Raw genomic sequence first — 21897 nt, forward strand, 5'->3', positions numbered from 1 at the left:
TTCTCCTTATAATTCTTTACCTTCTACTGGCAGTACATTTTTCACAGCTGCAACTACTTTCTCATCTTCTGAATCAGATAAGAAAATTGATATAGCACCTTTATCTTCACTTGTACGAATTAAACGCCCAATTCCTTGACGAAGTCGTAAAATCATATATGGTACATCTACATCCCAGAATGGATCATTTACGTGCTTACGTTTCGCTTCAAACACAGGATCGTTTGGAGGGAATGGTAAAGACCAAATAATAACGTGCGATAATGATGAACCAGGAATATCTAAACCTTCCCATAAATGAACCGCACAAAGTACAGTCTCTTCTTCATTTTGGAAACGAGAAACGAGCTGGCTAATTTCCTGATCTCCTTCATATAAGAACGGAACCGACATTTGCTCTTTACTTACATACTCTTTGAACGCTGCAAGCTCTTGCGTTGTACGGAATAATACAAGCGTACGTCCATTTGTTTTTTGTATATTTTCAAGTGTATATTGACACTTTCTTTCCCATTCATTTTCTTTCGTATGTGATAGTAAGTTTACTGTCATTTGCTCTTCGTAATCAAACGGTGAAGCAACTGAGAATGACAAGTAATCTTTTACCCCTAGGCTATTAGCTGTGAAAGCGAATGAATCGTTGTTCGATAATGTCGCAGAAGAGAAAATATACGGTATTTTCTTCGAGAATACTTTCTCTTGTAACACTTCTTCAACTGCACGCGGCATAATAACTAACGTGAAGGCACCATCACCTTCTTCACCCCAAGTAATTACATTTTTCTCGTGCATGAACAGACGAAGTGAATGTTCTAATACATCTAAATGCTCATCAACAATATTTAAATCATACGTGTTTACTGTATGCATTTCACTTTCGAATACTAATGCATCTCCAACTTCACCGATTTTTGCATAAAGTCGTTTCGCTTCAGCTGTTACTTTTTCTGTCACAGTAATTTCTAGACGATCAGAACCGGCAATTTCCTTTTTATTCTCTTGTAACACATCAAAGAATCGTTCAGTTTGCCAAATTGTTTCTTCTACTAAATGTGCAAACTCCTCACGAATATCGTTTTGTAGCAATCTCGTTAATAGTTGCTCCATCATCGTTTGCTTTAAACGGTATGTTAAAGCTTTTTGAGCTGCATATTCTACAAGATGTCCTTCATCGAATACAACGCAGCTACTTTCTGGTAATAATGGAATTTGCCCTTCACGCTTACGAGCATCGTACGTCCAAATATGATCCATATAGAAATCTTGAGAACAAATAATTAAATCTGCTGCTTTACGATAATGTTCACGAGAAAGAGTTTGTCCACAACGATGACGAGAATCACAAGTAAAGCAATCTTGGAAGTAATCCCAATTTACTTTTGACCATTCTTCGTCATTTAAAAGTGGAAATTCTTTTCTGTCACCATAGTGAGTAAAGTTTTGCATCGTACCATGATCGAATACAAACTGTGGTAACTCGTAATATACGTCTTCAATTACTTCTGGAGCTCGTCCACTCATAACATCTTCAAGTTTACGTAAGCATAAATAATTATCCATTGATTTTGCAAGCCTTACATCAACAGATAGCCCTAATGCTTCAGATAACTTAGCGATGTCCCCTTCTTCTTTCACAAGCTGCTCAATTAACGTTTCATCTGCACAAGCAATAATAGCTGGTTTTCCAGTATAACGCGCGTAACAAATTGCATATAGAAGATATACAATTGTTTTCCCTGTTCCTACACCAGCTTCTGCGAACATAACTTTCTTTTCTTGGAAAGCGCGTTCTAACTGAAACGCCATAAAAATTTGTTCATCACGCTCTTCAAATCCTTTTTCCGGAAGGATGTCGTAAAACACATCTCCAATCCACTCATTCAACTTATCATAAAAATTATCTTGTTTTCCTACTTCAAATGGTAATCTCTTCTCAGTAAACATCCTTAGCCTCCAACCAAAAAGTTTTTCTATAAAAAGATAATAGCAACTGCTACGCATATGTGTGCAGCCACTTTCCCCTGTTGCAATACATAGAAATTCACGAAAAAAAATTTTCCTTTCGAAAAAGGAAAATTTTCTTCTATATTAATGACTTTAAGTACCGTTTATCAATCGCTGTTTCATGTGAAAGAGCTGACAAATATTCTTCTTGTGCTTTTTGTATTTCATCTACAATCGCACCTTGACTATCCACTTCTTTTCCGAGCTCATCATACGTACGGTGAATAGCTTTTTGAATCATTGATAATTGAAAATTATCCATATGACTTCCTCCTTTACGCATTACATAATAGCCAGTATATGCGCGCTAGAGGAGTTTTATACTATGAATTACGTGGTGGACGTTTTCCGAAGTATTGGTAGTAATCTGTACGGATAAATCCGTTAAACAGCTTACGCTTCTTCGACGCATCTTTTCCGTAACACTTCTCAAATGCTTCGTAGCTTGTTAATACATACGCTGACCATGTATCTAATGGGCGGAATACTTGTCCCATTTCTTTATACAGTTGTTCAACGAGTGCTTTTTCACTTAAACGTTCTCCGTATGGAGGATTCGTTACAACGTAGCCATAATCCTCTTTTGTTGTGAAATCTTTTACTTGCATTTGTTTAAATGTAATTAAATCGCCTAAGCCTACTTCTTCTGCGTTATCTTGAGCAACTCGAATCATACGATGATCAATATCTGATCCAATGATTTGTAATCGTTGATCATAGTTCGCTAAATCTTCAGCTTCTTGACGAGCTTCACGCCAGTTTTGTTTACCTACCCAGCCCCACTCGTCAGATGCGAAACCACGGTTAAATCCTGGTGCAATGTTTTGTCCAATTAATGCTGCTTCAATCGGAATTGTACCTGATCCACAGAATGGATCAACAAATGGACGATCTGGCTTCCAGTTTGTTAATTTAATTAAAGACGCAGCTAATGTTTCTTTTAACGGAGCTTCCCCTTGATCCATACGGTATCCACGTTTATGAAGCCCAACACCGCTCGCATCAATTGTTAATGTTGCAATATCCTTGAGCATTGCAATCTCGATACGGAATAACGGACCATCTTCTTCAAACCAAGTTGTACGTTTATATGTTGTTTTTAATTTTTCAACGACAGCTTTTTTAACGATACGTTGGCAATCCGAAACACTGAATAATTCAGATTTTAAAGATTTACCGATAACAGGGAATTCACCATTCTCTGGAATATAATCTCCCCAGTTTAATGCTTTTGTTTTTTCAAATAGCTCATCAAATGTCGTTGCTTTAAATTCGCCAACTTTAATTTTTACACGGTCCGCAGTACGTAACCATAAGTTCGTACGACAAATCGCCTTTTCATCTGCTTCAAATGTTACTTTGCTGTTTTCTACTTGACATTCATAACCAAGATCGCGAACTTCTCGGGCAACTAACGCTTCAATACCCATTGCCGCTGTTGCAATTAAAGTAACTTTTCCCATTTGCATTCACCTCTTATGTATATTCAAACAATAATTAATAGCAATTGGTCCTATTAATTATTACATTTTACGAAAAATTTTCTCATTAACCATTTTAACTCATACTTTATAACTTCATACAAATAAAAAGCCCTCCTCTAACAAAGGAGAGCTGAGTTATTTCATAGTTGGTTCATAACGTTCTGTAAGCCATGTTCTGTTCCTTTGTACTACAAACGGCCCACGCCTCGTACTCCGGTGGCAATCATCTATCTACAGGTTATAAAACCTGTCCTTTCCCGTCGTTCATTTCCTTGGAAAAGATTCCCCTACCATTATTTGGGTTTCTCGCTCGTGGGGTTTACCTCGTTCCACTCCTATCATTTCTTCAAGGACTTCGTCACTGTGGCACTTTAAAGGTAGTCAAACCATATCCGAAAGGACTTAGGTTTTTTCCCTGCCGTTAAACCAGCCTTACAGCCAGAATACCCTAGCTTATGAATTGGCTAGGCACGAACACTACAGCCATCTCAGGCCGTGCGAGCATGGACTTTCCTCTACAACGTTGGCGTTGCAGCGATTACCCAAACGTTATGACATCCATTAGTATAGTGGAAACAAAAAGATTTTGCAACGTTTTTTTCTATGTAAAATGCTTAAACCTTTTCCCACCTTACATCATTCGTATAACTTACTTCCAAATACAGCTTTTTCTAAGTTAGATAAGCGTTTTAAAATATCCGTATTCGTGTTGTTATAAACCGGTTGTGCAACTGGTGTTTGTACAGGTTGTTGTGGAACTTGCGTTACTGCTAGTTTTTGTTCCTCTAATTCACGCTTTAAACGAGCATTTTGTTGCTTTAATTGCTCAAACTCTTTGTGGAAAGCTTCATAGTCTTTAATGATCATATCAAGAAACTTGTCTACTTCTTCTTGCTGATAACCTCTCATACCTGTTTTAAATTCTTTTTCTAAAATATCTTTCGCTGTTAATTTAATTTTATCCGAAATCATTTTCTTCACCTCAAATTTTTACCAAAACTTTCATTAACTAAATTTTTTCAGAAACAATGCTTTTTGTCAATCATATATACGAGTACTATATTACATATTACTCTGCATTATTCCACTGTTCCTCTTCTATTATATCTTGTAAATCAGAAAAAAGAATGAAATAACTGTGATAATTTTCTATTTCTCCTTTTTTCTTTGCTGATTCTACAATATATTTGGGACTTCCTGGTTTTTCTTCATCGTATACCGCTAAAAGCGCATCACTTTTTTCAATAAAAAATTGATTTTTTAATTTAAATTGCTCTGGGCTTTCATACTTCCGTTTCGTGATACTATCAACATGGTCTGCTTGAGAAAGAATAAATTCGTAATATTCACGATTATCTTCTTTCCAATTTTCTTCTTGTTCTAAAAACGGAGTGAATACCGCTAATTTTAAATCAGGATATTCTACTTGCATTTCAAAAACAACTTCAGCAGCCCATAATTCTACACCTAATTGGCCGCTTATTATAACCCATTCTAAACCATCTTCTACAAAAGTGATTAATTTACGGTGTAATGCTTTCTTTATACACTCCACTCCTGGATGATCATTTTTAAATATTCCAAGTTCAAATGGCTTATATCCTGTTACTGCAATAACTTTCATATCAACACTCCAATTACAAAAAAAGAACTAGCATTTCGCTAGTTCTAACATATCATTTACTTTTTAAATATTCCACCAACGTTTGGTCCGATATTTGGACCTACTGGTGATACATTGTTTGGTAAAAACGGTGATACATTTGGTCCTGGTCCAAACGGTGATACATTCGGTCCTGGCCCAAATGGAGATATTTGATGACCGTGGTGATGATGATGATGACCATGGCCACACGGTCCACATCCGCCACCGAATCCTGGGTCGATTGGGTCCACAACATTTACATTTGAATTTGTTTGCGGGAAGAAGTTTTGGTTTTTAATTTGTTGATGATGTACATGTGTTGTATGTGTTGGGAAAATGTGTGGCACCACCGTTGTTGAAAAAGAGTGTGTTACGCATTGTTTCGTCGGATGAATGACAGGAGCAGTCGTACAAATAGGTCCTGTAGGCTTATGCCCTCCAAAGCAAGGATGACAATGATGCATAGTTTTTTCTCTCCTCTCTCGTTAAAAAAATCTGATTACACTTTACAGTATGAGAAAAGAGAGAAAGCCGTTTGTTATATATACCCATTTATTACAAGGAAATTTGTCTAGTCCTTTATTTCATTTACATTGTTTTTATAGACAATCCTTCAACATCACTTACCAAAAAAGCCTCCAACTTGCTTTACAATACCTGTCACTTGATTCATCGCATTCATCATTTGTCCAGCTGTATTCATCATTTTATTTACATCATAGTTACCATCTGATGTTTTAAATTGAGAAACAAAACTAGAAAACTGACTTGGCTGTTGTTGCTTTTGCTTACCCTGCGTCGGGTACGGTTGTTTTGGTGGATAAAACATCGCTTGTTGATTAGCATACGGAGATGGTGGTGGCATATAATATTGCGAATTCATATAAGGCTGCTGCTGTGGTTGATTCATGTATGGTTGCTGAGCTTGTGATTGTTGAGCTTGATTCACATAAGGTTGCTGCTGCTGTTGTGGTTGTTGAGCTTGATTCACATAAGGTTGCTGCTGTTGTGGTTGTTGAGCTTGATTCATAAAGGACACTTCAAACGGTTGATAATAATTTTGATTTCCATAATAAGGCTCGAAAGGATACATATTATACCGTAAATATGTATCCGTATTATATTGGTACATATTTTGCTGTGCATATGGATTCGTTTGCTGATATAAGTTAGGTTGTTGAAACATGCATTCTCTCCTCCTTCACATAAGTTTCTACATATATAATATGTACCTATAAAATAATATGTGTGATGGAGTATCTGTCTATTTTTGTCGGAAGTTTAAATTTTTAAAAAATTAAAAAAGAAAACCCTTCCATGCTATGATAATGAAGAAGAAGATTCTCATGGGGGAGGAATCAACATGGTATTAGGGGATTTAAAACAAGCGTTTTCTCAAAAAAAGGGGTATTGCACAGAGAATGCAAATGAATTATTAGACTTTGCGAGACATTGGTATCTCGAAGGAAAAATATGCATTTCAGATTATCGAACATTAATAAAAGAATTAGAAATAAACGGCGCAACAAAACCTACAACAATGACAGAAGCATAAAAATAACAAGAGGGCTCTCCCTCTTGTTATTTACATTGCTCAACTATATTTTGCAAAGTATACGAAATGGCTTGGTGTGTTTCAAAGAATCGTTTACCTTTACCTTTATTTACAAAGCATTGCAACACATTCGTTTGTAAATTATCATATACTTGATCAATTTGCTGTACATGTATATATTTTGGCTTTTCTTCTTTAATCCACTTATAAGCTAATTCTTTCCACTTCTTTAATTCCTCATCTACCCTATCTACAAACGGTTTCATATCCTTATAAAAGTCGTATTCGGTTAGTTCTCTTTTTTTTACATTCGCTTCATTATTATACTGCATGAGTTTTTCTGAAGACTGTATTAATGCTTCATTCTTCATTTCTTTCCCACCTTATTATGCACTCACTACGACGTTTTGAAATGTCTTTACCCAATTCCCTTTCTCTTCGTGATGCACTAATTTATTTTCCATATGTTCAATATGCATTTCTGTTATTTCTATCTTATTGCATATTTTTTCACTCGCATCCTTTAATGCATGATTCATTCTAATCCCTATATTCATTTCCAGCAAATCGAGAGAACTTAACATTTGATCCATTTTTTTCATTACATCTTCCTTCTGAACCATCGCCATATACAAAACGCCTCCTTCTTTGCTTTTCCTTTGTCATGTAATTTCGCCGAATGATTCACCACTCCTGCCCACATGACAAAACTAGTTGTTATTCGTCAAAGAAATCATTTCGTATGTCATTTATAGAAATGGTAACAATACAAAAAGGAGGTGTATTACAATGGCAAAGAACAAAAATGAAAAAAAGAAAAACCAAAACAAACAACAAAATAAACCCGAGACTGGCAATCCAAAGCTAGATGGTCCAAACTTCCCTGCTACATAAAGCGAGACTTTATTACGAACAGTTAAATTTCAAGTCACCCTTAATCTCCTACTAGCATTACGTTTTGAGATTAAAGTTGTAGCACACATAGCAGGATTGTTTCAAATTAAGAAGTCCCGTCTTCAAAATGGAAGACGGGACTTCTTTTTTATTATATCATGAACTCATCCATCCTTTTAGCAAAACGATTTGCGATAGATAGCCTATAGATTTGTTCTCTCTTTCTTCTATACCATTCTGTTATATTAACTTCCCCTTTAGGTTCTTCAGGTACAAATAGCACATTCATTTTCATATTTGCACAAAACCAATCTCTCATTTTTATTTCTTCATGTAAAATAACAGGATAAATATCTCTAAGTGTTGGCGTATAAGACTTTCGAGTTTCCTTTGCGTAAACTTCATAATCTTCCCTAGACCCAGTATGTGTAGTTTGCAATGCAAACTTATAAAACGAACCATTATAAATTGGATGAAACAATAACCATGCTAATTTTTTTCCTAGTTCTATGCGCTGTTGTAACGTTTCAAATTGATAAACCGAAAATCCATACATTCTCCCTTCAATTGTTGGGAAGATAACTGCACTAATATGAAGTCTTTCTTGTACTTTAAAAAGTGCAGTATGGAATACATGTTTTTTAAAATATGTGTTCTCAATGACTGGTTTTTGAATTTTATTTTGTTCATTTATAATAAGCGCTGTCATAAGCCTATTCATATCCCTTCTTTCCCAGAAAAGTAACCATTCTTTTTCCATAAAAATTGATACGTTGAAATATTGCAACAAATGAAAGAGAGGTGCACGTCTCTTCTTACTTTCCTCATACAATAATAGCTGAGGAAATGCATCTAAAAAAATAATCCAATTAGCCTGTTCGTACAGAATAAATAAATGTTTTTTTACCGTTCTAGGTAAAACAGTAGCATAATATCTCCCTTCTAAATCAGTCATATTCCAGCCCGCATTTCTCGAAACCATACTCGCTAAAAAGGCCCACCTGATTTCACTATTTCTTAAATAATATTCTTGATAAGATTGTGTCCGAGAAATATTGTCCACATTAGCTATTTCTGTTTTCTTTTTAATATTGTGAATAATTGCTTTTTCTTCCTCTGTACAAAAATTTTTTTCTCGATTTTGTTTCATTTTCATATAATCATTCCATGTAAACATAAATAAGTCATCATACCTTTCATCAAAAAGGTCACATCTTTTTTCATTTTTTGATATAATCACCTTTGTAAGTAATTCTTAGCAAGTTGGGGGTGGACACACTATGACCATTCGTTACCCAAATGGAAAAAGGTATAATCAAGCTTCACAACCTCAAAAAACACCTATAAAAACACATACTTATAGTAATAGAGGTATGTCCCTTGAAGAGGAATTGAATGAAACAAATCAATATTACTTAACCCATAATATTGCATGTGTACATAAAAAGCCTACACCTCTTCAAATTGTAAAAGTAGATTACCCCGCTCGAAGTGCTGCAGTGGTAAAAGAAGCGTATTTTAAACAACCTTCTACAACAGATTACAACGGTGTATACAAAGGGAAATACATCGATTTTGAAGCAAAGGAAACAAAAAATAAAACTAGTTTCCCACTTCAAAACTTCCACCTTCATCAAATTGAACATATGAAGCAAGTGGTTGCTCATAATGGAATTGCATTTGTTATTATTAAATTTACACTTTTTGATGAATTTTATTTACTAGATGCAAAACATATTATTGCATTTTGGAATCGTCAAAATACTGGTGGACGCAAGTCGATTACGAAAGAAGAAATAGAAGAGCATGGATCCTTATTATCATGCGGTTATCACCCTCGGATTGACTATATCCGTGTACTAGACATGGTTTATTTTTCGTGATAGAGTCATCACTAAGGCTCTTTTTTCGACTTTTGGGGGAGAGAATGAAAGGTAGGAGAAAGTATAATGTCAGATAATTATCGTTCTCGTACAGAACGAAATCATGTGAAAAATCAAGAGAAAAAAACACATAAAGAAGAAAAACCAAAGAAAAAAGGCTCCTTTTTCAAGAAATTTCTTATAGGTTGTCTACTTCTTGGTATCGTTGGTCTTGTAGCCGGCGTTTCCGCTTTCTTTGTTATGGTAAAGGATGCTCCAAAATTAGACAAAGCCAAACTTGTTAATCCTTTATCAACAAAGTTTCTTGATAAAAACGGGAATTTCTTCTATGAATACGGTGCTGAAAAACGAACACACGTTACTTATGATCAAATTCCAAAAGTAGTTGAAAATGCATTCCTTGCAACTGAGGATTCGCGTTTCTATGATCATAATGGAATTGATTTTAAACGAACTACAAAAGCAGTTATGGAAAATGTCACTGGTGGTTTCGGTTCCCAAGGTGGTAGTACGATTACACAGCAAGTCGTTAAAAACTACTTTCTAACGATGGACAAAACTGCTAAAAGAAAAGTACAAGAATGGTACTTATCTTACAAATTAGAGCAACAATACTCTAAACATGAGATTTTAGAAATGTACTTAAATAAGATTAATTTAGGTAACCGTTCATACGGTATTGCGACAGCAGCGCAAAAATATTATGGTAAAGATTTAAAAGACTTGCAATTACATGAAGCTGCTATGCTCGCTGGTTTACCCCAAGGTCCAAACATTTATGATCCAACAAAAAAGGAAAATGTTGAACGAGCAACAAATCGTCGTAATGTCGTATTATCATTAATGAATCGACATGGTTATATAACAAAAGAAGAAATGAATAACGCCGTTAAGATCCCAGTAACTGAGGGCCTTCAACCGTCTTCAGAAGTAACTGAGATGAAGTATCAAGCATTTTTAGATGCGGTTGTAAAAGAAGTTGAAAAAGAATATCCTGATGTAAATATCGGTTCAGATGGTTTAACGATTCATACAACACTTGATCAAGATGCTCAAGATTACGCTGAAAAAATTATGGATGGTAATCTTATTAAGTATCCAAACGATCAATTCCAAGGATCATTCGTATTTATGGATACACAATCTGGAGAAGTTCGAGCAATTGGTGCTGGACGTAAAGAAAATAAGTCCACTTTCAAAGGTCATAATATGGCAACTGATTTAAAACGCCAAGTTGGTTCAACAATGAAACCAATTTTCGACTACGGTCCAGCGATTGAGAATCTTCAATGGTCTACTTACCATCAATTAAATGACTCTGAATATACTTATTCGGATGGCACAAAGATTAAAAATGCTACAGGGAGTTTTAAAGGTGACGTTTCACTTCGTGAAGCATTGAAGAAGTCATTAAACATCCCGGCTTTAAAGACAGCTCAAACAGTTGGACTTAATAAATCAAAAGAGTTTGCTGAAGGTTTAGGCATGACATTTGAAAATGGAGTACATGAATCTACTGCAATTGGTAGTAACGATAGTTCTCCATTAGCAGTAGCAGGTGCATATGCAACCTTCGGTAATAGTGGTAACTATAATAAACCACACTTCGTAAAAGAAGTAACCTTCCCGGACGGGAAAAAGAAAAGCTTTAAACCGAAAGAACAACGCGCTATGCAAGACTATACAGCTTACATGGTAACTGACGTTCTTCGTGACGTAGTAAAACCTGGTTCTGGTGGTACAGGACCAACAGCATATGTTTCAGGTGTTGACGTAGCGGGTAAAACTGGAACGCAAAACTTTGATGCAAAAGATTTAAAGAAATACGGCATTCCAGCTGATGCAAACAGGGATAGCTGGTTCGCTGGATATACACCACAATATACGATGGCTGTATGGACTGGTTACGTAAAGAATGGTCCAGAAAACTACATTAGTGATCGTTATACTAAAATTGCACAGCAAATGTTCCAAGTAATGATGAGCAAATTCGCTACAGATAAATCTCGCTTTGAACGTCCTTCTTCTGTACAAGAAATAAACGGAGAATTATACGTAAAAGGTGCGAAAAAAGATGCAATTAAACAAATTAAAGTAGATGCCCCTAGTGGTCTGAATGTCACTTTTGATGGCGCTAGCACAGTTACACTAAACTGGTCTGGACCAGCAGAAGTCGATGCATATGCAGCCAGCTATAAAGCAACTGATGGTTCAAGTGGTAGCCTATCAATAAGTGGTACGACAGCTACTCTTGGTGGTATTAAACCAGGTGTTACTTACAGCTTCTCTGTAGTAGCAAAAAAAGGCACTGGAACAAGCCCAGCAGTTGGTGCATCCTTCACTGCGCCTGGCGGAACTCCAGATGCGAAAAAAGCTGAAGAAGAGGCTAAGAAAAAGGCCGATGAAGAAGCTAAGAAAAAAGCTGATGAAGAAGCCCAGAAAAAGGCTAATGAAGATAAAGTAAAACAAGACGAAGCTAAGAAAAAGGCTGAAGAAGAGGCTAAGAAACAACAAGAACAACAGCAAGAACAACAACGTAAACAGCAAGAAGAAGCTCAAAAGAAAGCTGATGAGGAAGCTAGAAGAAAAGCTGATGAAGAAGCTAAGAAAAAAGCTGATGAAGAAGCTAAGAAGAAAGCTGATGAAGAGGCCAAGAAAAAAGCTGAAGAAGAGGCTAAGAAACAACAAGAACAGCAACACCAAAATACCGGAGGAGATACACCTCACGCAGACGGTGCTGTTGTTACAACAGAGTCCTAATATACAAAAAAAGAAGTCCGTTTCTCTTAACGAGAAGCGGACTTCTTTTTTGTTATCATTTTCTTTACATACAGCTTTTCTATTTCGATATACAACTGCGCTAATTGAATATAAGAATGATAATTACTCGGTTTCTTTATAATGAATGAATATCTTTCCATAAAATTAACAGGTTGCACTTTTAATTTATTCGTATTTATTTGCATTTCATTCAAACTATGAACAGGTTGTTCATTTAGCCAGTAGACAACCGATAACAAGTGAGCTGCAAAAAGAATCATTGGTCCCTCAGCCTCTTGCTTATTTCTATTTCGAAACAGTATAGCAATGTCTTCATGCTTATTTTTCCATACATTCAACATCGCTGGAATGCTGTTTTCAATTTCCTTCCACGGCTCATACTGTCTTTCAATATCAAATATAAAGTAAGTATTTTGTATTATCTCTTCAAAAGAATTGTCTGTATGATACTTAATTAAATTTACACTTTCTTTAAAAAATGGTAAACAGTGAAATTCTTTCGGTATTTCTATAACTCGCTCCATCCTTTATTTCACCTTCATTCGCTTCTTTCCTTCACGACATACTTCTAACAGTCTGCACTCCTCACATTGCGGTCGTTGTGCTTTGCAGTGATAACGTCCAAAGAAAATCATACGATGATGTGTAACTCCCCACTCGTCCATCGGTACTTTCTTCATTAATGTTTTTTCTACTTCTAACACCGAATCTTTCCATCTACAAATCGCTAACCGTTTACTCACTCTTTCTACATGCGTATCAACAGCAATTGCCGGGATGCCATACGCTACCGAAACAACTACATTTGCTGTTTTTCTCCCTACTCCTGGTAATTTCGTCAACTCGTCACGGTCTTCTGGAACTTTTCCATTGTAATCATCCAGCAACATCTGACACAATTTTTGAATGTTTTTTGCTTTATTTCTATACAACCCAATAGAACGTATATCTTGTTGTAACTCTTCCAAAGATACACTTAAATAATCTTCTGGTGTTTTATATTTTTGAAATAAATTTTTCGTCACTTTATTTACAAGTGCATCTGTACATTGTGCAGATAGTGCCACCGCGATTACTAATTCAAAAGGATTCTCATGAATTAATTCACAATGTGCTTCTGGATACATATCCGCCATTGTGTCTAAACAATAGCGAATTTGCGTTTTATTTAACATATACTTCCTCCTATATTACTGCTCCAACCAATTATAAAAAGGCACTTTTCCAGTAAATTTCGTCTCTTGTTTTGTCATTTGTTGTGCTCTTTGTTGATTCGCTCTAAATTTTTGACCTTGATTTTGAGCCTGATCTACCGTTTTAATTCCATTCTTTTTCCACTCAAATAAAATACGATCAATATATCGGAAATTTAGTTTTCCACTCATTACAGCTTCTCTAAGAGCCGCTTGAATTAAATTTGGATGATGTTGATCTTGGTCCTCCCACATTCCTAACGTTTCACATTCGAACGGCGAAAGTGGTCTTCCAAATTCTTTTTCAAATACTGTATATAAATTTACTTGCAGCTGTTTTTTTTCTTTTTGCTCTTCCTCTATTGATTCATCCATTAAGAAATGTAATATTTTTTCCCATAACGGTTGTAAAGAATAACTTTCGCACATCATCGCTTCTGATCTTTGTCCACCTTCTAGTGATAAAAACCCTTTTTGAATCAATGCTTGAATTACTTCCATACATTTCATTTCCGTTATCGTCATCCGTTCAGAAATCTCTGATGGAGTCGGAAACGAATTACCTGATTCTAAAAATGTGTGTACATGAAGTACGACCATAAATTCCGTCTCATTTAAACCTAATTTTTTATAATGCATCATAAGTAATTTTGGAATTGCAATGCTTCCCTGCTCAAACCACTGTAACATCATTTTCTTTTTCATCACCAAACACCTCGCTCTCTAGTATAACACACCTTTAGCTATTTCTTTTTGCCACAATTCGTCAAAAAAACCTCCCTATTAATGGGGAGGTTTTTTATATTACATGAATGAAATATAAAATTAAGCTTGCACTTTACTTTTCATAAATGTATGGATACGCTCTAATGCTTTCTCTACTTGTTCAAGAGATGTCGCATATGATAAGCGAACATTATTTGGAGCACCAAATCCTGTACCTGGTACAAGAGCCACTTTTTCCTCTTCTAGTAGAGCTTTTGCCCAATCATCAACTGTTGCATATCCTGATAAAGCTACAGCTTCTTTTACGTTAGGGAATAAGTAAAATGCACCTTGCGGTTTAATGCAAGTAAAGCCAGGGATTTGAATTAATTTATCATAAATGATGTTTAATCTCTCTTCAAAGGCTTGACGCATTGTTTCCACAGGTTCTTGTGAGCCTGCATATGCCGCAATTGCGCCGTATTGAGCGATTGAAGTAGGGTTTGACGTACTATGACTCGCTAAGTTCGTCATCGCTTTAATAAGCTGCTTATTTCCTGCAGCATATCCAATACGCCATCCTGTCATAGAATGAGATTTAGATACACCATTAATAATAAGTGTTTGTTCTTTTAATGCATTAGAAAGCTGGGCAATTGAAGTATATTCTACGCCACCATAAATTAATTTTTCATAAATCTCATCAGAAACGATTAAAATATCATGTTCTAAACATACTTCTCCAAGCTGTTGTAATTCTTCTTTGCTATAAATCATTCCTGTTGGATTGCTCGGTGAATTAATAATAACTGCTTTCGTTTTCTCTGTAATTGCCTCACGCAGCTGCTTTGCTGTAATTTTGTACTCATTGTCTTCTAAACCTTCTACATAAACCGGCTTACCGCCAGCAAGCTTTACTTGCTCTGGATAGCTTACCCAGTAAGGAGTTGGGATGATAACTTCATCTCCCTCATCAAGTAATACTTGGAATAATGTATACAATGCATGCTTTGCACCATTACATACAATAATTTCAGATGGATCATACGCAATACCTTGATCGCGAGTAAATTTCTTCACAATTTCTTGTTTTAACGATTGTAATCCACCTGTTGGTGTATACTTCGTATGCCCTTCTAACATCGCTTTATGTGCAGCATCCATAATATGCTCTGGTGTATTAAAGTCAGGTTCCCCTGCCCCTAATGCAATTACATCATGACCCTCTGCTTTTAATGCTTGTGCCTTTGCTGTAATTTCTAAAGTTGAAGACGGTGTTAAAGCAGCTACTCGCTTTGCTAATTTCATTTGTAGTTCCCCCTACATCTATTTTTCAATGCTATATCGTCTTAAAAATTTTCCATCTTTAAATTCAAGATAGTAATAACTATAACGATTGTCATCATCAATATATGTAACTTCCCATAGTGGTACATCATTTTCAAAGCCTAATTTCACTTTCATAATCTCTTTCGGCTTACTTTTTGATTCCTTACTTTCATTGCCGACTTGCTCTATTGTTCTTTGTATAGCCTCTTTTTCAGAAATACCTTCGCTCTTTTTCCTTACTACAGTATCCCCTTTTTTCTCAGGCACCCAAACGATAAGTTGTTCTCCCTTTTCATCTGTACCTTGCACGACTATATATGCAGATTTTCCGTTGTAATAATCAACAGATTTCACCTTTGTAAGCTTTGCTTTTTCTTTAGCAATTTCTACAAATTTCGACTCTTTTGGAATTTTCTTTCCCATCGCTTTATTATAAACATACGCCCCATATATTCCGCTAGCAACGATAACAATAATGATTGCAAAGATCCACTTTTTCATTGTATCACTACGTTCTGTAAATCGTAAATACAGCTGTTTCTTTATCTTTTTCGTCTAATGCTAGTCCGAACATGAGGTCCTGCTCTTTTAACGTACGATTTAAACTATCAACAATTTTATACAAATCCGACGAATATTTAATACGCGTCGTTGATAGTACTTCGATTTTCTTCTCCATGAAAAAACTCCTCCGTTACACAAAAATTTCTAATTATAGAAGAACGCAATGCGGTTACAATAAGAGTACATTCTTTACAACCCCTGCTTCATCACCCATCTATTATAGCAGGACATGTACAGCAAAAAAAGGTTTCAAGTCGAAAACCAACACATTTTGTATACAAGAAGTAAGAAAAATAAAATTCCTCCTACCCACATTTTTTACGCCTGAAGTTTATAAGTACTTCAGGCGTATTTTTCTTCCATTTTTATTCATTTGGTGGTTCTTCTAATTGTACTAACAATTCTTCTAATGGCCCTTCATAAAGAGGTACGTTAGGAATCGATTGTAGAAATCGTTTTCCATAGGAAGAACTCGTCAAACGACGATCTAACACTACTACCGTTCCTGTATCTGTATTCGTTCGAATTAAGCGGCCGAATCCTTGTTTGAAACGTAATATTGCTTGTGGAAGCGCTAATTTAGCAAATACATCTTCACCTTGATTTTTTAGCCACTCACCTTTCGCTTCCATCATCGGCTGATGAGGAGGTGTAAATGGTAGACGGACTATAACAAGACAACTTAAGGCATCTCCTGGAATATCTATTCCTTCCCAGAAACTGCTCGTCCCTAATAAAATTGATTTGTCGAATTCTTGAAACTTTCGAATTAAGCGGCTTCGACTTCTATTATTCACACTTTGGGTCAGTAATAAATACCCCTCTAATTCATCATTATTTTTTAAATTCGCATACGCTTCTTTTAACATTTCATACGAAGTGAATAAAACGAGCATTCTGCCTTTTGTGGCTTTCGCTATCTTTGCAATATGTTCCGATACAGATTCAATATATCGCTCATTACTTACTTGCTTAATAAAAGGTACATCCGTTGACACCATTAATTTCATCTGTTCATCATAACGAAATGGCGACGGAACCTTTAAAGTATTTGGAGCGAAATCATGTAAACCAAGTTCCTCTTTTATATAATCAAACGTATCGTTAACTGTTAGTGTTGCGGATGTAAAAATAACACTCTTTTTTTCTGTTAAAAATTCATCAGCAAATCTTTCACCAATATGAACAGGCTGTGCATATAGAACTGTTGAATGAATCGTCCCTTTCGTTTCAGTCTCCATCCAAGTTACATACGAATTCTTTTCTAATACGAGTAACTGTAATGATTCTGCCATCTTTCTCAGCAACTCAATTAAATGCATAAATTCACCTGTTACAACATGCATCTCCCATTCTAACTTACTTTGCAATATATCCACTTGCTTCTCAAGAGCAGTTACTACCCTTCTTAATTCATATATAAGACGATTTGTTAATTCGACGATACTATCCCACAACTTACCTTTTTCTAGTTCTGCGTTATACCTATAGATGAGCGGCATATTATTCGTTCCTTGCTCTTGCTTTGTTTGTTTAAATATAAAAGTACGTAACATTTGGAAGAGTTCATCCGCATCAAACTTAAGTTCCTTCAAACTATAACTTATCATACGGAAAGTTGAACGAGATGCTTGCTCTGATTTTTTCATCATTTTATATACTTTGGAGAGTACATCTTCTGTTTCTAGTGTCCCAAGACGAGATATAACCAATTGAAAATACATACAAGAGAACTGTTCACCCAATGTTCTACTCGCGGCTTCTTCAATATGGTGAGCTTCATCAAAAATAATATGTTCGCATGAAGCAAACAACGGTTCTTCACTTGAAAAATCTTGAAATAATAACGCATGATTTGTAATAACGATATCTGCAAATAAAGCTTTATTCTTCGCTCGCTGGTAAAAACAACGACTAAACCAATTACTTTGCATACCGCCTGGACTATACGCATCGCTACAAATACGATTCCAAAGTAACTTTCCGCCCTCAGGAATATTTAATTCGTCTCGATCACCTGTTTCAGTTTGCAATAGCCAAACTAAAATCTTCGCCTTTGTAAGTGCCATATCATAATTTTTTTCTTCCTCTTGCAAAGCATACTCAAATTTATGTAAGCATAAATAATGCTTTCTTCCTTTTAGAAGAGCTACCTCAAATGAAAATGGCATTATTTTTTGTAATAACGGAATTTCTTTTTCTAATATTTGTTGTTGGAGTTGTACCGTTTGTGTACTTATAATGACAGGTTCTTCTTTTCTCTTTGCAAAATAAAGACTAGGAAGCAAATAAGCGAGAGTCTTTCCTGTTCCTGTACCGGCTTCAATTAGTGAAAAACGAGAATCTCTTAACGCCGTATATATCTCTTTCATCATCAGTTGTTGACTTTCTCTTCTTTCAAACTTTGGCATATGTGATTCCAATTTATCCATCGTTTTATTCAAGAAAGCATCAAACTTTGATGAACACGTTTCTCCAAGGTTTAAGGAATAGTTCCGCTTTTTCAGCGCAATATTTCGATGTATTTCATACTCCGCTATATCTTCTTTACCGTGCATTACTTTCTTTAAAATATTTTCAGAAAGCACATCAGCTATATCGCTTTGGAACACATCACTTAATTCATAAAGCGATTGCAACGTGACAAGTGGTAACTTTTCAATTTCATTTAAAAATTGTAAAAATAATTCCGCTGTTGCAAGAGCATCACTATCCGCACGATGTGGTTGATCGTGCTCTAGTTCATGCTTCTTAGCTAAATCACGTAATTTATAACTATCGGCTGTCGGCAAAAGAATTTGAGCCAATTCAACCGTGTCGATTTTCGGACAATGTATTTCTGTATATCCAGCTTGCCTTAATTCTTCATTTAAAAAATTCCAATCAAAGTGAACATTATGCGCAACGAAAGCCGCACCTTGTAATAGCTCAACAATCATCGGGGCTACATCTTGAAATAACGGGGCTTGTTTTACAAGACTTTCATCAATCCCTGTTAATTCTGTAATAAATGGTGGGATCTCTCTCTTTGGATTAACAAAAGACGAAAAAATCTCCAATATCTCTCCATCTTCTACTACAACAGCTGCAATTTGGGTAATTTTATCCTTCCCATCTTTCCAGGAGTTCCCTGTCGTCTCTAAATCAACAACGACATAACGCTTACTCATATATGTAACACCTCAATTTCTTACCTTTCAAACAACAATAATTTATATAATGTTACTATACCACGTTTTATCTCATCTTAATGAAAAGATGCACAAAAAAGCTATCTCCGCAATGGAGATAGCCTTTCTACTTATAATATCGTACCCGCTTTTTCAGCACCTAACATTTCAATAATTTGATTATTATCGTCTAGTACTGCAATTTTTGGTTCTTGTGTATGAATCTCTTCTTCCGTAACTAGCCCATAACAAATAATAATTACTTTGTCCCCTGGTTGTACAAGTCTTGCCGCCGCACCGTTTAAACAAACAACACCACTACCGCGTTCCCCTTTAATAACGTATGTCTCTAAGCGAGCACCATTATTATTATTTACAATTTGGACTTTTTCGTTTTCTACAATATTTACTGCATCCATTAAGTCTTCATCAATTGTAATACTACCTACATAATTTAAATTTGCCTCCGTTACAGTTGCACGATGTAACTTTGCTCTCATCATTGTGCGAAACATAGATGCTCCCCCTTATTTAACCGTTAATGTTATATTGTCAATTAATCTTACATTTTCAAACTTAACTGCAATAGCTAAAATGATTCTTCCTTCGACTTTCTCTACCATTGTTAATGACGGATATGCATATAAATCCGCATAATCTACAGTGCCTTTCGTATGCGTCTCAATATAATCTTTCACAAGATTTGTAATGATTTCCGGATTACGTTCACCTGCCTCAATTCTTTCTTTCGCTATACATAGGCTGCGGTATAAATGAAGAGCTTCTTCACGTTCATCTTGTGATAGGTACACGTTACGAGAACTTTTCGCTAAACCATCTTCTTCCCTTACAATATCAACTGGTACGATTGTAACTGGAATATTGAAATCAGTTACAAATCCTTCAATTACTGCAACTTGTTGAGCATCTTTCATACCGAAATAAGCACGCGTTGGCACCGTAATATTAAATAGTTTCATCAGTACAGTTGCAACACCAGCGAAATGACCAGGTCTTTGTTGACCGCATAATACGTCCGTGCGCTTCACAACTTCTACTGTTGTTGTTTGTTCTGCTGGATACATTTCTTCTACACTCGGATAAAATAAATAATCTACACCGTTTTCTTTTGCTACATTTTCATCTCTATCAATATCACGAGGATATCTATCTAAATCTTCATTTGGGCCAAATTGTAGTGGGTTTACAAATACACTTAAAACTACAATTTCATTTTCTTCTCTTGCCTTACGTAATAAAGTAGCATGGCCTTCATGTAAATAACCCATTGTTGGAACAAAACCAATACTCTTTCCACTTGCACGAAGTTCGCTCGTAATTTGCTGCATCTCTTGCACTGTAGTTACGATTTTCATTATTGTTTTCCTCCGTATAACGCTAAGCATTCTTCCTCTTTCATTGTGAACGAATGTTTTTCTTCAGGAAATTGCCTTGTCTTTACTTCAGTAACATATTGTGAAATCCCACGCACAATCTCCTCTTGAACAGACGTATATTGCTTCACAAATTTCGGAACACGATTTACGCCGTATGAGATAAGATCATGATAAACAAGCACTTGCCCATCTACTTTTTGTCCTGCACCAATCCCAATTGTTGGTATTGTTAGTTGCTCTGAAATAAGTTCTGCTAACTGCATTGGTACACATTCTAACACAAGCGCTATTGCACCAGCTTCTTCACATTTCTTTGCATCTTCTATTAATTTTTTTGCACTCTCCGCATCTTTTCCTTGCACTTTATATCCACCCAACACTCCTACAGATTGAGGGGTTAAACCTAAATGCGCTACAACCGGAATTCCTGCGTTCGTCAAATATTGAATCGTCGATATAACTTCTCCAGCACCTTCTACCTTCAGTGCGTGTGCCCCGCTCTCTTGAACGATGCGACGTGCATTCACCATCGTTTCTTGTAATGATACGTGATACGACATAAATGGCATATCAGTTACAATAAACGTCTCTTTCGCTCCACGGCGTACAGCTTTCGTATGATGAATCATATCCTCTACTGTTACAGGTACTGTTGAATCGTATCCGAGTACAACCATTCCAAGAGAATCTCCAACTAGAATCATATCAACTTCAGCTTCTTCTGCTAATTTAGCAGATGGATAATCATACGCCGTTAGCATTGTAATCGGCTCACCTTGCTCTTTCATCTTCAAAAAATCTGTTTTTGTTTTCAAAAACTACTCCTCCTTTATGCAGGAGAGAGGAGATGGCCGAAATCATATAAAAAACCCCTCTGACCATAAAAGGGCAGAAGGGTTGTGTGTTAGTCGGCATTATTCATCCCTCTGTCCCAGTCCGTTATTGGATCAAGGCAGAATCCAAGTTATTATTTTTCGTATGACTTCGAATCATGGTGCAGTTCGCTCTGATACTGCCCACATTCGAACTAATTATAGCAAACTACAAAAAGGAATTACTACATTTTTTTGAAAAAATAATTTTTTATTCTTATTACGGTATATGAAATTTAACACGAGCGTATATATACTATACAGTTTTTATGGATAATTCAATCCTGAAAAGATACATGTTTTTTTAACGCATGCTAAAAAAGTCCAAGTTAATTTTTTCTGTAATCCATTTAACTGTATAGTATAACTCTTAAACTAATGATGCAGGTTAATTGAGGAAAGTACTTAACAAAGGAGAATT

At 35.8% G+C, this 21897-nt stretch carries 24 protein-coding genes and 1 other RNA gene; 4 read left to right on the plus strand and 21 right to left on the minus strand.

Annotated features, from left to right (window positions below; all coding sequences use genetic code 11):
* Nucleotides 1–6: 6 nt before the first annotated feature.
* The 8 genes from ACTFSL_RS01375 to ACTFSL_RS01410 form a co-directional block, all read right to left on the minus strand.
* Nucleotides 7–1944 carry an ATP-dependent DNA helicase gene (locus ACTFSL_RS01375; protein ID WP_000493709.1) on the minus strand — a complete coding sequence of 646 codons (1938 nt, stop codon included), beginning with the start codon at nucleotides 1942–1944 and terminating at the stop codon, nucleotides 7–9.
* Between the two features lie 139 nt (nucleotides 1945–2083).
* On the minus strand, nucleotides 2084–2266 hold the full coding sequence (locus tag ACTFSL_RS01380) for a DUF3921 domain-containing protein (protein ID WP_000368570.1): 183 nt from the start codon (nucleotides 2264–2266) through the stop codon (nucleotides 2084–2086).
* A 61-nt stretch (nucleotides 2267–2327) separates the two neighbouring features.
* Nucleotides 2328–3467, minus strand: a complete 1140-nt coding sequence (locus ACTFSL_RS01385) for a THUMP domain-containing class I SAM-dependent RNA methyltransferase (protein ID WP_000521224.1) — start codon at nucleotides 3465–3467, stop codon at nucleotides 2328–2330.
* 180 nt (nucleotides 3468–3647) lie between these two features.
* An RNA gene (gene rnpB / locus ACTFSL_RS01390) (RNase P RNA component class B) lies at nucleotides 3648–4038 on the minus strand.
* Between the two features lie 86 nt (nucleotides 4039–4124).
* Complete coding sequence (gene gpsB / locus ACTFSL_RS01395) at nucleotides 4125–4460, minus strand: cell division regulator GpsB (protein ID WP_000622431.1); 336 nt, start codon at nucleotides 4458–4460, stop codon at nucleotides 4125–4127.
* Nucleotides 4461–4557: 97 nt separating this feature from the next.
* A complete protein-coding gene (locus ACTFSL_RS01400) occupies nucleotides 4558–5112 on the minus strand; it encodes a DUF1273 domain-containing protein (protein WP_000862908.1) in 555 nt (184 codons plus the stop codon).
* A 56-nt stretch (nucleotides 5113–5168) separates the two neighbouring features.
* Entirely contained in the window at nucleotides 5169–5597 is a 429-nt protein-coding gene (locus ACTFSL_RS01405) for a CotD family spore coat protein (RefSeq protein WP_000546270.1), read from the minus strand.
* Between the two features lie 155 nt (nucleotides 5598–5752).
* On the minus strand, nucleotides 5753–6319 hold the full coding sequence (locus ACTFSL_RS01410; protein ID WP_000487608.1) for a YppG family protein: 567 nt from the start codon (nucleotides 6317–6319) through the stop codon (nucleotides 5753–5755).
* Nucleotides 6320–6496: 177 nt separating this feature from the next.
* Between ACTFSL_RS01410 and ACTFSL_RS01415 the strand changes: the two genes are divergently transcribed.
* Nucleotides 6497–6688: a YppF family protein gene (locus ACTFSL_RS01415; protein ID WP_000242652.1), complete on the plus strand. Its 192-nt coding sequence runs from the start codon at nucleotides 6497–6499 to the stop codon at nucleotides 6686–6688.
* Between the two features lie 26 nt (nucleotides 6689–6714).
* On the opposite strand, the gene ACTFSL_RS01420 is transcribed toward ACTFSL_RS01415, so the two are convergent.
* Nucleotides 6715–7059, minus strand: coding sequence for a YppE family protein (locus ACTFSL_RS01420; RefSeq protein WP_017673007.1), 345 nt, complete (start codon nucleotides 7057–7059; stop codon nucleotides 6715–6717).
* Between the two features lie 15 nt (nucleotides 7060–7074).
* Nucleotides 7075–7317 carry a hypothetical protein gene (locus ACTFSL_RS01425; RefSeq protein WP_001252036.1) on the minus strand — a complete coding sequence of 81 codons (243 nt, stop codon included), beginning with the start codon at nucleotides 7315–7317 and terminating at the stop codon, nucleotides 7075–7077.
* A gap of 85 nt (nucleotides 7318–7402) precedes the next feature.
* On the opposite strand from ACTFSL_RS01425, the gene ACTFSL_RS01430 reads away from it, so the two are divergent.
* Nucleotides 7403–7582 (plus strand): hypothetical protein, encoded by a 180-nt coding sequence (locus ACTFSL_RS01430; RefSeq protein ID WP_001987054.1) that lies wholly within the window; start codon nucleotides 7403–7405, stop codon nucleotides 7580–7582.
* Nucleotides 7583–7733: 151 nt separating this feature from the next.
* Here the strand turns inward: ACTFSL_RS01430 and ACTFSL_RS01435 are convergent, their stop codons facing one another.
* Nucleotides 7734–8759, minus strand: coding sequence for a DUF2515 domain-containing protein (locus ACTFSL_RS01435; protein ID WP_000495658.1), 1026 nt, complete (start codon nucleotides 8757–8759; stop codon nucleotides 7734–7736).
* A gap of 103 nt (nucleotides 8760–8862) precedes the next feature.
* On the opposite strand from ACTFSL_RS01435, the gene recU reads away from it, so the two are divergent.
* Both recU and ACTFSL_RS01445 read left to right on the plus strand, forming a co-directional pair.
* Entirely contained in the window at nucleotides 8863–9465 is a 603-nt protein-coding gene (gene recU / locus ACTFSL_RS01440) for a Holliday junction resolvase RecU (RefSeq protein ID WP_000155598.1), read from the plus strand.
* A 66-nt stretch (nucleotides 9466–9531) separates the two neighbouring features.
* Nucleotides 9532–12225 (plus strand): PBP1A family penicillin-binding protein, encoded by a 2694-nt coding sequence (locus ACTFSL_RS01445; RefSeq protein ID WP_119683161.1) that lies wholly within the window; start codon nucleotides 9532–9534, stop codon nucleotides 12223–12225.
* A 26-nt stretch (nucleotides 12226–12251) separates the two neighbouring features.
* Here ACTFSL_RS01445 and ACTFSL_RS01450 read toward each other — a convergent pair whose 3' ends face one another.
* The 10 genes from ACTFSL_RS01450 to panB all read right to left on the minus strand — a co-directional run bounded on the left by ACTFSL_RS01450 (nucleotide 12252) and on the right by panB (nucleotide 21419).
* Nucleotides 12252–12770, minus strand: coding sequence for a YpoC family protein (locus ACTFSL_RS01450; protein WP_000442650.1), 519 nt, complete (start codon nucleotides 12768–12770; stop codon nucleotides 12252–12254).
* A gap of 3 nt (nucleotides 12771–12773) precedes the next feature.
* The gene (gene nth / locus ACTFSL_RS01455) at nucleotides 12774–13421 is read right to left on the minus strand and encodes an endonuclease III (RefSeq protein WP_000933030.1); all 648 of its coding nucleotides are present in this window, start codon (nucleotides 13419–13421) and stop codon (nucleotides 12774–12776) included.
* A gap of 15 nt (nucleotides 13422–13436) precedes the next feature.
* Nucleotides 13437–14144 (minus strand): DNA replication protein DnaD, encoded by a 708-nt coding sequence (gene dnaD, locus ACTFSL_RS01460; protein WP_000728542.1) that lies wholly within the window; start codon nucleotides 14142–14144, stop codon nucleotides 13437–13439.
* 120 nt (nucleotides 14145–14264) lie between these two features.
* Nucleotides 14265–15452, minus strand: a complete 1188-nt coding sequence (aspB, locus tag ACTFSL_RS01465) for an aspartate transaminase AspB (protein ID WP_000761560.1) — start codon at nucleotides 15450–15452, stop codon at nucleotides 14265–14267.
* A gap of 18 nt (nucleotides 15453–15470) precedes the next feature.
* Entirely contained in the window at nucleotides 15471–15974 is a 504-nt protein-coding gene (locus tag ACTFSL_RS01470) for a cell wall elongation regulator TseB-like domain-containing protein (protein ID WP_000758739.1), read from the minus strand.
* A gap of 7 nt (nucleotides 15975–15981) precedes the next feature.
* Nucleotides 15982–16152, minus strand: coding sequence for a YpmA family protein (locus tag ACTFSL_RS01475; RefSeq protein WP_000412179.1), 171 nt, complete (start codon nucleotides 16150–16152; stop codon nucleotides 15982–15984).
* Between the two features lie 250 nt (nucleotides 16153–16402).
* Nucleotides 16403–19207, minus strand: coding sequence for an ATP-dependent DNA helicase DinG (gene dinG, locus ACTFSL_RS01480; protein WP_119683160.1), 2805 nt, complete (start codon nucleotides 19205–19207; stop codon nucleotides 16403–16405).
* Between the two features lie 131 nt (nucleotides 19208–19338).
* The gene (gene panD / locus ACTFSL_RS01485; RefSeq protein ID WP_000490184.1) at nucleotides 19339–19722 is read right to left on the minus strand and encodes an aspartate 1-decarboxylase; all 384 of its coding nucleotides are present in this window, start codon (nucleotides 19720–19722) and stop codon (nucleotides 19339–19341) included.
* A gap of 12 nt (nucleotides 19723–19734) precedes the next feature.
* The gene (panC, locus tag ACTFSL_RS01490; RefSeq protein ID WP_000707025.1) at nucleotides 19735–20583 is read right to left on the minus strand and encodes a pantoate--beta-alanine ligase; all 849 of its coding nucleotides are present in this window, start codon (nucleotides 20581–20583) and stop codon (nucleotides 19735–19737) included.
* Nucleotides 20583–21419: a 3-methyl-2-oxobutanoate hydroxymethyltransferase gene (gene panB / locus ACTFSL_RS01495; RefSeq protein WP_000851108.1), complete on the minus strand. Its 837-nt coding sequence runs from the start codon at nucleotides 21417–21419 to the stop codon at nucleotides 20583–20585. Before panB ends, panC begins: the two co-directional genes overlap by 1 nt.
* Nucleotides 21420–21897: the final 478 nt, after the last annotated feature.

Source organism: Bacillus cereus group sp. MYBK108-1, assembly GCF_051917185.1.
GTDB classification, from domain to species: domain Bacteria; phylum Bacillota; class Bacilli; order Bacillales; family Bacillaceae_G; genus Bacillus_A; species Bacillus_A cereus.

Coding starts and splice junctions, on each gene's coding strand:
- ACTFSL_RS01375 (WP_000493709.1), bottom strand. CDS start 1,944: ATGTTTACTGAGAAGAGATTACCATTTGAAGTAGGAAAACAAGATAAT.
- ACTFSL_RS01380 (WP_000368570.1), bottom strand. CDS start 2,266: ATGGATAATTTTCAATTATCAATGATTCAAAAAGCTATTCACCGTACG.
- ACTFSL_RS01385 (WP_000521224.1), bottom strand. CDS start 3,467: ATGGGAAAAGTTACTTTAATTGCAACAGCGGCAATGGGTATTGAAGCG.
- gpsB (WP_000622431.1), bottom strand. CDS start 4,460: ATGATTTCGGATAAAATTAAATTAACAGCGAAAGATATTTTAGAAAAA.
- ACTFSL_RS01400 (WP_000862908.1), bottom strand. CDS start 5,112: ATGAAAGTTATTGCAGTAACAGGATATAAGCCATTTGAACTTGGAATA.
- ACTFSL_RS01405 (WP_000546270.1), bottom strand. CDS start 5,597: ATGCATCATTGTCATCCTTGCTTTGGAGGGCATAAGCCTACAGGACCT.
- ACTFSL_RS01410 (WP_000487608.1), bottom strand. CDS start 6,319: ATGTTTCAACAACCTAACTTATATCAGCAAACGAATCCATATGCACAG.
- ACTFSL_RS01415 (WP_000242652.1), top strand. CDS start 6,497: ATGGTATTAGGGGATTTAAAACAAGCGTTTTCTCAAAAAAAGGGGTAT.
- ACTFSL_RS01420 (WP_017673007.1), bottom strand. CDS start 7,059: ATGAAGAATGAAGCATTAATACAGTCTTCAGAAAAACTCATGCAGTAT.
- ACTFSL_RS01425 (WP_001252036.1), bottom strand. CDS start 7,317: ATGGCGATGGTTCAGAAGGAAGATGTAATGAAAAAAATGGATCAAATG.
- ACTFSL_RS01435 (WP_000495658.1), bottom strand. CDS start 8,759: ATGTTTACATGGAATGATTATATGAAAATGAAACAAAATCGAGAAAAA.
- recU (WP_000155598.1), top strand. CDS start 8,863: ATGACCATTCGTTACCCAAATGGAAAAAGGTATAATCAAGCTTCACAA.
- ACTFSL_RS01445 (WP_119683161.1), top strand. CDS start 9,532: ATGTCAGATAATTATCGTTCTCGTACAGAACGAAATCATGTGAAAAAT.
- ACTFSL_RS01450 (WP_000442650.1), bottom strand. CDS start 12,770: ATGGAGCGAGTTATAGAAATACCGAAAGAATTTCACTGTTTACCATTT.
- nth (WP_000933030.1), bottom strand. CDS start 13,421: ATGTTAAATAAAACGCAAATTCGCTATTGTTTAGACACAATGGCGGAT.
- dnaD (WP_000728542.1), bottom strand. CDS start 14,144: ATGAAAAAGAAAATGATGTTACAGTGGTTTGAGCAGGGAAGCATTGCA.
- aspB (WP_000761560.1), bottom strand. CDS start 15,452: ATGAAATTAGCAAAGCGAGTAGCTGCTTTAACACCGTCTTCAACTTTA.
- ACTFSL_RS01470 (WP_000758739.1), bottom strand. CDS start 15,974: ATGAAAAAGTGGATCTTTGCAATCATTATTGTTATCGTTGCTAGCGGA.
- ACTFSL_RS01475 (WP_000412179.1), bottom strand. CDS start 16,152: ATGGAGAAGAAAATCGAAGTACTATCAACGACGCGTATTAAATATTCG.
- dinG (WP_119683160.1), bottom strand. CDS start 19,207: ATGAGTAAGCGTTATGTCGTTGTTGATTTAGAGACGACAGGGAACTCC.
- panD (WP_000490184.1), bottom strand. CDS start 19,722: ATGTTTCGCACAATGATGAGAGCAAAGTTACATCGTGCAACTGTAACG.
- panC (WP_000707025.1), bottom strand. CDS start 20,583: ATGAAAATCGTAACTACAGTGCAAGAGATGCAGCAAATTACGAGCGAA.